General features: G+C 66.4%; 10 protein-coding genes. 9 read left to right on the plus strand and 1 reads right to left on the minus strand.

Going from position 1 to position 12,331, the window contains the following annotated elements; genetic code table 11:
- Window positions 1-85: 85 nt before the first annotated feature.
- From YWC_RS0115590 to YWC_RS31625, 4 genes are all read left to right on the plus strand, one after another.
- Window positions 86-1,354 carry a nitronate monooxygenase gene (locus tag YWC_RS0115590; RefSeq protein WP_027866217.1) on the plus strand — a complete coding sequence of 423 codons (1,269 nt, stop codon included), beginning with the start codon at window positions 86-88 and terminating at the stop codon, window positions 1,352-1,354.
- Between the two features lie 131 nt (window positions 1,355-1,485).
- Window positions 1,486-3,876: a sensor domain-containing protein gene (locus tag YWC_RS0115595; RefSeq protein WP_027866218.1), complete on the plus strand. Its 2,391-nt coding sequence runs from the start codon at window positions 1,486-1,488 to the stop codon at window positions 3,874-3,876.
- A 79-nt stretch (window positions 3,877-3,955) separates the two neighbouring features.
- Window positions 3,956-4,258, plus strand: coding sequence for a metalloregulator ArsR/SmtB family transcription factor (locus tag YWC_RS0115600; RefSeq protein ID WP_027866219.1), 303 nt, complete (start codon window positions 3,956-3,958; stop codon window positions 4,256-4,258).
- 2 nt (window positions 4,259-4,260) lie between these two features.
- The gene (locus YWC_RS31625) at window positions 4,261-4,665 is read left to right on the plus strand and encodes a hypothetical protein (RefSeq protein WP_156923698.1); all 405 of its coding nucleotides are present in this window, start codon (window positions 4,261-4,263) and stop codon (window positions 4,663-4,665) included.
- An 18-nt stretch (window positions 4,666-4,683) separates the two neighbouring features.
- Here the strand turns inward: YWC_RS31625 and YWC_RS0115610 are convergent, their stop codons facing one another.
- Window positions 4,684-5,622: a DHH family phosphoesterase gene (locus tag YWC_RS0115610; RefSeq protein ID WP_027866220.1), complete on the minus strand. Its 939-nt coding sequence runs from the start codon at window positions 5,620-5,622 to the stop codon at window positions 4,684-4,686.
- A gap of 280 nt (window positions 5,623-5,902) precedes the next feature.
- Between YWC_RS0115610 and YWC_RS0115615 the strand changes: the two genes are divergently transcribed.
- The 5 genes from YWC_RS0115615 (at window position 5,903) to YWC_RS0115635 (ending at window position 12,009) form a co-directional block, all read left to right on the plus strand.
- A complete protein-coding gene (locus YWC_RS0115615) occupies window positions 5,903-7,177 on the plus strand; it encodes a sensor histidine kinase (RefSeq protein ID WP_027866221.1) in 1,275 nt (424 codons plus the stop codon).
- Between the two features lie 101 nt (window positions 7,178-7,278).
- Window positions 7,279-8,055, plus strand: a complete 777-nt coding sequence (locus tag YWC_RS0115620; RefSeq protein WP_036214541.1) for a LytR/AlgR family response regulator transcription factor — start codon at window positions 7,279-7,281, stop codon at window positions 8,053-8,055.
- A 75-nt stretch (window positions 8,056-8,130) separates the two neighbouring features.
- Window positions 8,131-9,558: a cytochrome P450 gene (locus YWC_RS0115625; protein ID WP_084416453.1), complete on the plus strand. Its 1,428-nt coding sequence runs from the start codon at window positions 8,131-8,133 to the stop codon at window positions 9,556-9,558.
- 88 nt (window positions 9,559-9,646) lie between these two features.
- Entirely contained in the window at window positions 9,647-10,855 is a 1,209-nt protein-coding gene (locus tag YWC_RS0115630; protein WP_027866224.1) for a PAS domain-containing sensor histidine kinase, read from the plus strand.
- Window positions 10,856-10,995: 140 nt separating this feature from the next.
- A complete protein-coding gene (locus YWC_RS0115635; RefSeq protein ID WP_027866225.1) occupies window positions 10,996-12,009 on the plus strand; it encodes a porin in 1,014 nt (337 codons plus the stop codon).
- Window positions 12,010-12,331: the final 322 nt, after the last annotated feature.

Raw genomic sequence — 12,331 nt, forward strand, 5'->3', positions numbered from 1 at the left:
CTTGGGGTAGAATGACGGCCGCGCACAGGCGCGGCTTGTCGATGCATATGTACGCGTAGGGAACTACGGCGGTTTAAGGATTGCAATGAAACGTGTTGATGATTTCCGCCTGAAGCTGGGCAACAAGGAATATGTGCCCATCATGATCGGCGGGATGGGCGTGGACATCTCGACCTCCGAACTGGCCCTCGAGGCCGCCCGCCTCGGCGGTATCGGTCACATCTCGGATGCGATGGTGCAGGACGTGTCGGACCGCAAGTTCGACACCACCTTCGTCAAGGATAAGACCAAGCTCTACAAGTTCAACATCAACAACATGAACAAGGCGGTGGTCCAGTTCGACCTCGACCGCCTGGCCGAAGCGACCCGCCTGCACGTGGGCTCGACCATGGAAGCGAAGAAAGGCGATGGCCTGATCTTCGTGAACTGCATGGAAAAGCTGACCATGAACGCGCCCAAGGAAACCCTGCGCACCCGCCTGTCGGCTGCGATGGACGCCGGCATCGACGGCATCACCATGTCGGCCGGCCTGCACCTGGGTTCCTTCGATCTGATCAAGGACCACCCGCGCTTCCGCTCTACCTTCCTGGGCATTATCGTGTCCTCGGTGCGCGCACTGCAGCTGTTCCTGAAAAAGGTGTCGCGCCTGAACCGCCTGCCCGACTACATCATCGTCGAAGGCCCGCTGGCCGGCGGCCACCTCGGCTTCGGCATCGACGACTGGAAGCAGTACGACCTGCACACCATCATGGACGAGATCCATGCCTACATGCGCGAGCAGCAGCTCGACATCCCGGTGATCGCCGCGGGCGGCATCTTCACCGGCTCGGACGCGGTCTCCTTCCTGGAAAAAGGCGCCGGCGGCGTGCAGGTGGCGACCCGCTTCACCGTCACCCACGAGTGCGGCATGCCGGATGCGGTCAAGCAGGAATACTTCCGCGCCAGCGAGGAAGACATCATCGTCAACGGCGTGTCGCCGACCGGCTACCCGATGCGTATGCTCAAGAGCACGCCGGCGATCGGCTCCGGCATCCGCCCGGGCTGCGAGTCCTACGGCTACCTGCTGGACGCCACCGGCAACTGCGCCTACATCAACTCGTACAACCGCGAAGTGCAGGCCAGCCCCGACGGCAAGAACATCACGGTGTTCGACAAGACCTGCCTGTGCACCCACATGCGCAACTTCAACTGCTGGACCTGTGGCCACTTCACCTACCGCCTGAAGGACACCACCCACCGCCTGGCGGACGGCAGCTACCAGATCCTGTCGGCCCAGCACGTCTTCGAGGATTACCAGTTCAGCGTGAACAACGAGATCGCGCTGCCGCCGAAGCAGGAAACCGTCGCGGCCTGATACAGCCTTCGCTTGCCGTTCCATATCTCCAAAGCCATGGTCCGCCGTGGCTTTGTGCTTTATGCGCCGCCCATAAGCGAAGGCGTGTAATCTGATCATCCCAAGAGCGTTTTTCGCGAAGGGTCCCCGGCATGTCCACCATCGAAGCGTCCGCGCAGGTCTGTTTCCTGACCGATGACGAGGGCAAGGTCGTGACCTGGAACCCCGCCTGCGCGGCGCTGTTCGGCTGGACCTCGGCGCAGGCGCCGGGACGCGAGCTCCTTGAGCTCGTCGCCGGCGGCGACGGCAAACCCGGCTGGCCGGCCCTGGCTGCCGCCGGCGGGGCCAAGCTGCGGATGCGCTTCGCAGGCGGACGCGAGGCCCTGGCCACCCTGGTCCTGCTGCGCCAGTACGACGCGCGCGACGAGCCGCAGGGCTGGAGCGCCTCCGTCCTCATCGCCCCTGCCGATGCGCTCTCCGAATCCGAGCGGGTCGGCAATACCCCTCTCTCCGACGTGGTCGACCTGCTGCCCGGTACGTTTTACGCAATCAATCGTGACGGCCGCTTCATCCTCTGGAACGCCAACCTCGAACGCATGACCGAAATGACGCCGGACGAGCTCGCCGCCGCCCATGTGTTCGAGATGTTCGAGCCGCGCGAACGCAGGCAGGCCATGGAAAACTTCCGCCGCGTGTTCGACGAAGGCGCCGAGGTGGCGATGGAGATGAACTACGTGTCGCGCAGCGGGCGCGAGACGCCGGTCATCGTCGGCGGCGCGCGTGTCGGCTGCAACGGCGACCGCTACCTGTTCGGGATGGGCCTCAGCATCGCCAAGCGGCGCGAGAAGGAGCTCCAGCTGCTCCTGCGCGAGCGTGCGCTGCACGCGGCCAGCAACGGCATCGTCATCACCCGCTGCGCCGGGCGCGACAACATCATCGAATACGTCAACCCGGCCTTCGAACACATCGCCGGCTATCCGGCCATTGAAGCGATCGGGCGCGATGCCCGCTTCATGCAGGCGCCCAAGCTCGATACCAACGAGCGCAGCCAGGTGCGCCTGGCCCTGGCCGAGCGGCGCCCGGTCAACGTGGTCTTCCGCAACATGCGCAAGAACGGCGACATCTTCTGGAACGACCTCTCCATCACCCCGGTGCGCGACGAGCACGGCGAGGTCACCCACTTCATCGGCATCCTGCAGGACGTTACCGCCACCAAGCAGCGCACCGAGCACCTCGAGCACGAGATCAACCACGACCACCTCACCGGACTGGCCAACCGCAACCTGCTGTGGGACCGCCTCGACCACGCGGTGCACCTGGCCCGGCGCCACGGGACCATGGTGGCGGCCATCCTGGTCGACCTGGACAACTTCAAGATCGTCAACGACACCTTCGGCCACGAGGCCGGCGACATGGTGCTCAAGGTGGTCGGGCGCCGGCTGCAGTCGGCGGTGCGCGACAGCGACACGGTGGCGCGCATGTCGGGCGACGAGTTCGTGCTGGTGCTGGTCGACCAGCCCTCGGTGCGCTTCACGCTGCGCATGGCCGAGCGCCTGCGGCGCGCGATGACGATGCCGGTGGCCTTCGGCGGCAACGAGATCCCGGTCGGCGCCAGCCTGGGCGTGGCGCTGTTCCCTCAGGACGGCGCCACGCCCGCCGAACTGGTGCGCGCGGCCGACATGGCGATGTACCACGTCAAGGGGAATGGCGGCGGCGTGCACTTCTACTCGCCCGAGATGCGCTCGGCCAGCCAGAAGCGCGCGGCGCTGGCCGACAGCATCCGCAGCGCCCTCGAGCACGACGAGCTGTTCCTGCTGTTCCAGCCCCGCATGGACGCGAAGAGCGGCAAGGTACGCGGCTTCGAGGCGCTGCTGCGCTGGCGCCACCCGAAGAACGGCATCATGCTGCCGGCCGACTTCCTGGCCGAGGCCGAAGAATCGGGCAAGATGATCGAGATCGGCAACTGGGTGCTGGACCAGGCCTGCGCCTTCCTGCAGGAGCTGCGCCAGCTCGGCTATACCGGCCTGCCGGTGTCGGTGAACGTCTCGCACCGCGAGTACAGCCAGCACGGCTTCATCCCCGGCCTGGCCGAACGCATGGGGCGCTACGCGCTGCCGCCCGGCAGCCTGGAGATCGAGATCCCCGAGGCCGACCTGATCCGCAATCCGGGCCTGGGGCGCGACCTGTCGGCCCAGCTGCGCGAGGTCGGCGTGGCGCTCTCGCTCGACGAGTTCGGCAAGGGGATTTCCGACCTGTCCTTCCTGCGCCAGCTGTCGGTACGCCAGGTCAAGCTTTCAAAAGCGGCGGTGCACGAGATCGCCCGTGAGGGCGACGGCGGCGGCAGCGGCAGCCGGCTGGCAAAGACCCTGATCGACATCGGCCACAACCTCGACCTGGCGGTGGTGGGCGAAGCGGTCGAGACCGAGGCCCAGGTGGAATTCCTGCGCTCGCACGGCTGCGACCAGTTGCAAGGGCAATGGTTCAGCGAGCCATTGCTGCCCGAGGCGGTGCGCGAGATGCTCGGCCAGCGCCACCAGGCCTGAGGCCCACCCTCCCCGCATAATCGGGGCGCAGCCGCATCAAACTTCTTGCAATAGTTCGATATTTAGCTAACAATCGATCATGACTTCCGTTTTCAAAGCCCTGTCCGATCCGACCCGCCGCGCTGTCCTCGAGCACCTGCAGAAGGGGCCGATGGGCGCCGGCGAACTGGCCGACCTGTTCGACGTGTCGAAACCGACGATGTCGGCCCACTTTGCCGTGCTGGTCGCGGCCGGGCTGATTGCGGCGGAAAAACAGGGCCGCAGCATCACCTACCGGCTCAGGCTGTCGGTGCTCGAAGACGCCCTGCTGGGATTCGCGCAGGCCTTTGGGCTGAACCTCAGCCGGCCGGAGCCTCCCGCTGTCCCACCAACGAAGGAGTAAGCATGAAGCCGTCGTCCCGCCTTTCCCACCTGTGCCGCGCCGTGCTGGCGGCTGCCTGCATCCTTGGTGCATCCGCCCTGCTGGCCTGGGCCGCGCCGGCCTACCTCGATCCGGAATGGGCACGGCGCCTTGCCGGCGCCCTGCTGGGCGGCGTCGTGGTGGTGTATGCGAACGCCATCCCGAAGGCGCTGGCGGCGCGCATGCGCTGCGCCTCCCCTAGCGCCGACCAGGCCGCGCGCCGCTTCGCCGGCTGGGCCCTGGTGCTGGGCGGACTCGGCTACATGCTGGCCTGGCTCGCCGCCCCGATCGGTGTGGCCGGGATGGTCGGCGGCCTGGCGCTCGGCACCGCGGTGACCTGCGCCGCCCTCGGCTGCATCCGGATCGGCGCACGCCGCGCCGGCCATTAAGGGCGCCTGAGCTTCAGCTCAACCGTCCTTGTTGATGCGGTTGACGAGGGCGCCGAGCACGTCCTCGGCCATCTCGTTGTCCACCTGGCAGGTGCCGGCGTTCTCGTGCCCGCCCCCGCCGTATTCCAGCATCAGGGCGCCGATGTTAGTGTTCGAGGTCCGGTTCAGGATCGACTTGCCGGTGGCGAATACGGTGTTCTGCTGCCTGACGCCCCACAGCACGTGGATCGAGATATTCGTCTCGGGGAACAGGGCGTAGATGATGAAGCGGTTCCCGGCATAGATCACCTCCTCGCTGCGCAGGTCGAGCACCACCAGGTTCCGGTGGACGCGGGCGCAGCGCCGGATTTGCTCACGGCAAGCCTCGCTGTGCTCGAAGTACAGCGTGCTGCGCTCACGCACATCGGGCAGCTCCATGATTTTCTCGATCGGATGCTCGGCGCAGTAATCGATCAGGGCCATCATCAGCTGGTAGTTGGAGATGCGGAAGTCGTGGAAGCGCCCCAGGCCGGTGCGCGCGTCCATCAGGAAGTTCAGCAGGTTCCAGCCCTGCGGAAACAGCACCTCCTCGCGCGAGAAGCGCGCCGAGTCGCCCTTGTCGACCGCCGCCATCATCTCGTTCCAGGCGGCCGGGAAGGTCCTGGGGCCGCCGTAGTGGTCGTAGACCACCCGCGCCGCCGAGGGCGCCTCGGGATGGATGACGTGGTTGTCGCGCCTGCCCGTGTTGCGGATGGTCTCGGACAGGTGGTGGTCGAACACCAGGTGGGCCGCCGGCACATAAGGCAGGTTGGTCGTGATGTCGCGTCCGCTGATTGCGATCTTGCCGTCCTGCATGTCTTTCGGATGCACGAACAGGATGTCGTCGATCAGGTCGAGGTGCTTGAGCAGCACCGCGCACACCAGGCCGTCGAAGTCGCTGCGGGTTACGAGTCGGAATTTTTGCTGGTCGGCTGACATCGGCACTTCCTTTCTGGAGTCGGAAAGCGAAACTGCGGTCCAAAAGATCATACCTTGCAACGTTTCCGCTTGTCAGCATTTGCGATGGCGCATTCTGGCAGAGCTGGACGCAATCCATTCCCCGGATCGTGCAGGCTGTCGCACGGCGCTGGCCGCCAGGGACGGCAAGGCGTAAAGTTGCATCATCCCAACAGTCGTAGATGCCGACAATGTTGTATTTCCGGCACGCGCAGGTGGCGACGAGGTACACTCGCCGCTTGCACCAATAGCGAAGATCGATATGCAAGCCAGGAACACCAATCCGCATTATTTCTCGAGCGTCCTGTCGTGGCTCTACCGCGGCTTCGACGCCGTGGCGACCTGGGTTACCCAGCTGTCGTGGTGGAAGTTTTTCCTGTTTGCGATCCTGACCCTGACCGCCGGGGCCATCCTGCAGGAGGAATTGTTCTCCGGGCCGGCCGAAGAATACGTGTCGCGCGCCGAACGCGAGCGGCGCGGCGGCGACGCCGCCATCCTGATCGACGAGAGCGGCATCCGCTTCCATCCGCGTAACCGGCCGCGCAGTGCGACGCCGCCGGAGCCGCCCGCGCCGCCGGATGCCGAAGGCGCACCCGACGCGCCCGATGCGCCATCCGCCCCGTCGGCCCCGCCGGCGCCGAGCGCGCCGCCCGCCCCGGCCGCGGGCAGCAGTGGCGAATCGGTCCACATCGAACTGCCGCCGCAGATCAGCGAAGAACTGTCGAACGCGATCGACGCCGCCGTGGAAGACGCCGCCGAGCAGAAGGTGTCGCGCTACCACAAGCAGGCGTCGACCTGGTTCATGAACTTCGTGCTGCTGTTCGTGCTGGCCCTGTTCGGCACCAAGGCCCTGGTCGGCGGCAAGAAGCGCGCCGAAGCGCAATCCCAGCTGGCCAACGCGGCGGCCGAGCGCGAAGCCATGCAGCGCCAGCTGTCGGAAACCAAGATGCAGATGATGCAGGCCCAGGTCGAGCCGCACTTCCTGTTCAATACCCTGGCCTCGGTCGAGCACCTGATCCAGGTCGACCCGCCGCGCGCCTCGGCCATGCAGCGCAGCCTGATCCAGTACCTGCGCGCGGTGCTGCCGCAGATGCGCGACAACGCCGTCGTCACCGGCCTCGGGCGCGAGGTGGACATGGTCACGGCCTACCTGGCCCTGCTCAAGATGCGCATGGAAGAGCGCCTGACGGTGGTGATGCAGGTGCCGGAGGGCCTGCGCAGCGCGGCCTTCCCGCCGATGATGCTGCAGTCGATGGTCGAGAACGCGATCAAGCACGGCCTCGAATGCAAGCCGGAAGGCGGCACCCTCAAAATCCAGGCCGAAGTGGTCGACAGCAAGCTGCTCGTCACCGTCACCGACGACGGCGTCGGCTTCGGGGTGGTGCCGAGCGACGGCACCGGCCTCGGGCTGCAGACCATCCGCGACCGCCTCAAGCTGCTGCACGGCGACGCCGGCCAGCTGCACATCGCGGCCAACAGCCCGAGCGGCGTGATCGCCATGATCGAGGTGCCTTACCAGCTCGCCAGGGCGGGCTGACCCGCCGTGCATGGGCAGGGGCCGGCGCCTGCCCAGGAGCTTGCCTGCCGCGCTGTTTCATTGAATAATCAATAAATAATCACATAGCTACAGGGACAAGCATGCCTACCGCACCTACCGCGATCATCGCCGATGACGAACGACTCATGCGCGACCAGCTGCGCCTGCGCCTGTCCGAGGCCTGGCCGGAGCTCGACATCATTGGCGAAGCCAAGAACGGCGAGGAAGCGGTGGAACTGGTCGAGCAGCTCAAGCCGGACCTGACCTTCCTCGACATCCGCATGCCGGGCAAGACCGGCATGGAAGCGGCGCGCGACATCGGCGACCGCAGCCAGATCGTGTTCGTCACCGCCTACGACCAGTACGCGGTGGAAGCGTTCGAACGCGGCGCCATCGACTACGTGCTCAAGCCCACCGAGCCGGAGCGCCTGAAGGTCACCGTCGACCGCCTGAAGCAGCGCCTGGAGCGTCCGAACGAGAAAGCCAGCGTCAACGACAGCGTCCAGGCCATGCTGTCGCAGCTGGCCGAGAAGATCGCCTCCCCGAAGCCCAAGCATTTGCAGTGGATCCAGGCCAGCATCGGCCAGGACCTGCGCATGATTCCGGTGGAGGATATCCTGTTCTTCCGCTCGGACGAAAAATACACCTGCGTGCAGACCGCCGGCTTCGAGGCCCTGATCCGCAAGCCGGTGCGCGACCTGGCCGAAGAGCTCGACCCCTCGCTGTTCTGGCAGATCCACCGCGCCACCCTGGTCAACGTCAATGCGATCGAAGGCGTGACGCGCGACATCCGTGGGCGACACCTGGTGCTGGTCAAGGGCAGGCCCGAGAAGCTGGAAGTGAGCCGCAGCTTCCTGCACCTGTTCAAGCAGATGTAGTCCCGCCGGCGCCCGTGCGCGCTCGTCCTGTCGAATGTCGTACAGTCAAATTTTACGAACTCGACAGGATGAACCATGAAGAATTCGCGCAAGGACACCCTGCTGCTGGCCGCCGGCGTGCTCGGCGCCTTCGGCGCCGGACTGGCCGCCGGCCGGCGCATCGCCCGGACCGCTCCCGCTACCCACGCCAATCGCGATGACGGCTTGCCGCGCGCCAGCCTGCTCGACACGCTCGCCCTGGGGCTCGAGGTCTTTGCCCCGGTGGTGGCGCAGGGCGTGATCATCCGCCGTCCGCCGATGATGGCCCTGGCCGAGCGCTTCGACACCCACCGCCGCGCCATCCGGCGCATGCAGAAGCTGCGCGACAAGTACGGCCCCGGCCCCCTGATGCTGCCGCTGCCGATCCGCAAGCAGGCCGTGGTGCTGGATCCGGCCCACGCCCAGCGCGTGCTGGACCAATCGCCGGTCCCGTTTTCCGCCGCCAGCACCGAAAAGCGCGCTGCGCTGTCGCACTTCGAACCGAAGGGCGTGCTGCTGTCGACCGGCCCGGAGCGCGCCGACCGGCGCCGCTTCAACGAGGCCGCGCTCGACACCGCGCACCCGATGCACCGGATGGCGGCCAGCTTCCTGCCCATCGTCAAGGAAGAGGCGGCGCGCATGCTGGCGCAGGCCGGCGGTACGCTCGACTGGAAAACCTGGTCCGAAGGCTGGTACCGCCTGATCCGGCGCGTGGTGCTGGGCAACAGCGCGGCCGAGGACCAGGAACTGCAGGCCCTGATCGTGCGCCTGCGCGGGGCCGCCAACTGGGCCGGTTTCCACCCGAAGATGCCGGCCAGGCGCGAGCGCTTCCTGGCGCGCATCCAGATGTACCTCGACCGCGCCGAGCCGGGCAGCCTGGCCGGCTACATGGCCGGGATAGCGCGCAGCGCCACGACCGCGCCGCGCCAGCAGGTGCCGCAATGGCTGTTCGCCTTCGACGCCGCCGTGATGGCCAGCTTCCGCGCCCTGGCCCTGCTCGCCAGCCACCCCGCACAGCTGGCGCGCGCCCGCGAGGAGATCGCGGCGCGCCAGGCCGGGCAGCCCCTGCCCTTCCTGCGCGCCTGCATGCTGGAAGCGCTGCGCCTGTGGCCGACCACGCCCATGGTGTTGCGCCAGAGCACCTCCGAGACGCGCTGGGAACGTGGCAGCATGCCGGCCGACACCGGCATCCTGATCCACGCCCCCTTCTTCCACCGCGACGATACCCGCCTGGAGCATGCCGACCGCTTCACGCCCGAGCTGTGGCTGGACGGCCGGACCGCCGGCCAGGACTGGCCCCTGGTCCCCTTCAGCGACGGTCCGGTGATGTGCCCGGGGCGCCATCTGGTGCTGATGCTGAGCAGCGCCATGCTGGCCACCCTGCTCGACGGTCGCCCGCTGGCGCAGACCGGAGGGCTCGCGCCAGACCCGGAACGGTTGCCGGGGACGCTGGACAATTTTGCGCTGCGCTTCCAGCTAGGCTAGAACGGTCTTGTGTGGCCTCAATCCGCTGTGCGCCGCCACACCGTAATGTAGAGCTCCCGGCCTCCAGGCCTTTCCTTGCAGCTTCTGCATGAGCATTCAGCGGCCAACACAGCGGCGCTTTCGACAGCGCAGTCCGGGCACGGCGGTGCTCGTGTTCTCCTTCCTGGGCGGCTACTGCGCCGGCCGGGCCGTCGCGGCGCTGCGCCGTGCCCGAGAGGTGCATCGTCCCCTGCGCGCCTTCGACGGCCGCCGCATCGTGCACAGCGCCAGCGACGCCATCCTCTCGATCGACGAAGAGGCCATGATCCTGTTCGCCAACCCGGCCGCGGCCCAGATGTTCGCCAGCAGCGTCGGCGTCATGCAGGGCAGCTCGCTGGCACGCTTCATCCAGGCGCCGGTGCGCAATGCCAGGGCCCCGTGCGACTACTTTCCCGCCGGCGGCGGGCGCGCAGGGCGGCGCGCCACCGACTACGCCGTCACCGGCATCCGCGCCAACGGCCAGCTGTTCCCGATTGAGGGCTCGATCTCCACCGTCGAGCACGACGGCCATGAAGTCTGTACCGTGATCCTGCGCGACGTCTCCGAGCGCCACCTGGTGCAGCAGAAGCTGGCGCGCTCGCACGACCAGCTGCGCCAGCTTTCCTCGGCGCTGCAGACCATCCGCGAAGAAGAACGCACCCACATCGCGCGCGAACTGCACGACGACCTCGGACAACTGTTGGCCTCGCTGCGCATGGACCTGACCCTGCTGCAGGGGAACGCCAGGCTGCCCGAGCCGAGCCAGCGCCTGATCGAGGGCATGGAAACCAACCTGATGATGGCGATTGCCTCGCTGCGCCGCATCGCCACCAACCTGCGCCCGCGTGCACTCGACGAAGGCGGCCTGTATTTCGCGCTGCAGGGCTTGCGCGACGACTTCGTCGAACGCCACGGGATCGCCTGCGCCCTGCTGGCCGACGAAGCCGAACTGCGCCTGGACGATACCGCCAGCACCGCCGTGTTCCGCATCGTGCAAGAGGCGCTCACCAACATCGCGCGCCATGCGGGAGCGACCCAGGTCGTGCTCAATCTCGACCGCCTTGATAACGAACTGCTCCTGACCATCCGTGACGACGGCCGCGGCATCCGTTCCGAAGACATGGAAAAGAAGGAGTCGCTGGGCCTGGTGGGCATGCGCGAACGGGTCTGGGCCATGCACGGCGAAATCACCATCAGCAGCGAAGGCATGTCCGGCACCACCATCGAGATCGCGCTGCCGCTGGCCGGCCGCATCATCGGGGAGAACGCCACCAGCTAGCGCCAGCCGCCTTGCCCCTTTGGCATAACAAGATGTCACATAGCAACATGTCATTAAGTCGACATATTCGCTAGGTAAGATCCGCGTCGATCTGAGTTTATTGAGAACTCGACATCCTGTCCAAACCAAAGGAGCTCTTCATGAAGTTCAAGTACCTGGCAGCTGCGCTGCTGTCTTCCCTGCCGCTGTTCGCCAACGCCCAGACCAACGTCCAGATTTACGGCGTGATGGATGCGGCAATCGGCGTGGAAGACACCGACGCACCGGGTGAAGACAGCCGCACCGTGATCAACTCGGGCAACCAGTCGAGCAGCCGGATCGGCTTCCGTGGCACCGAAGATCTGGGCAATGGCCTGAAAGCACTGTTCAACATCGAAGCGGGCGTGGCCCTGGATACCGGCGCCGCCGATTCGACCATGTTCGGCCGCCGCGCCGTGGTCGGCCTGCAGGGCAGCTTCGGCACCCTGACCGTGGGCCGCGAATACAGCCCGATCGCCGCCGTGGCCGCCGCCACCGACGCCCTGGGCCAGGGCCTGTACGGCAGCAACCTGTCGGCCTTCACCAGCGGTCGCCTGACCCGCCGCCTGGCCAACTCGGTCAACTACAAGAGCAACGCAGCGGGCGGCTTCACCGTCAACGCCGCCTACTCGACCGGCGAAAAAGCCGTCGACCCGTCGGGCGACCTGATGGGCGTGTCGCTGGAATACAAGAACGGCGGCCTGTACCTGGGCGCCGGCTACCACCAGCTCGAGCGCCTGGCGACCGGCGACGACAAGGAATACGCGTTCGGCGCGGGCTACAGCTTCGGCGCCTTCGAAGTGAAGGGCAACTACCTGGTCGCGAACCCGACCGGCGCCAACAACGAGTACAAGAACGCCAACCTGGGCGGCACCTACAGCGCCGGCCCGGGCAAGTTCCTCGTCAATTTCCAGCAGCAAAAGCTTGAAAACGGCGCCAAGGGCAATACCGTGTCGGTGGGTTACACCTACGCGCTGTCGAAGCGCACCAACATCTACACGACCTATGCCCAGCTGCGCAACAACGGCCGCGCCGCCTTCGGCATCACCTCGTCGTCGGTGACCGTGGCGCCGCCGGCAACCGCGCTGGGCGCCGACCCGCGCGTGTTCAACGTGGGTATCCGCCACTCGTTCTAAGCAAGGCTTGCGGCGCAGCGCCGCATGCCCCAGGAAGGCCGGCCTCGCCGGCCTTTTTTTCGTGATTGCCCCCGGCACTGAGCCGGAGCGCACCGTCCTCGTCCCGTGCTTGACCCGCTGACCATGCGTGGCGCAAGTGAATCTGGCCTAATTTTCAAGTTTAATACGTTTGCTACATCGATGCGGTGGTTCGCAGGCAGCAGCACGCATGCACCTCAAGACCCCTGCACACAATTGAAAAATTATCGAATTCCCAATATTGCTTCCGGTATGATCGTCGGCAAATTTAGCAATTATTGTTCTGGCTCTCGACGACAAGGGG

Source organism: Massilia alkalitolerans DSM 17462, assembly GCF_000427785.1.
Lineage (GTDB): Bacteria > Pseudomonadota > Gammaproteobacteria > Burkholderiales > Burkholderiaceae_D > Telluria > Telluria alkalitolerans.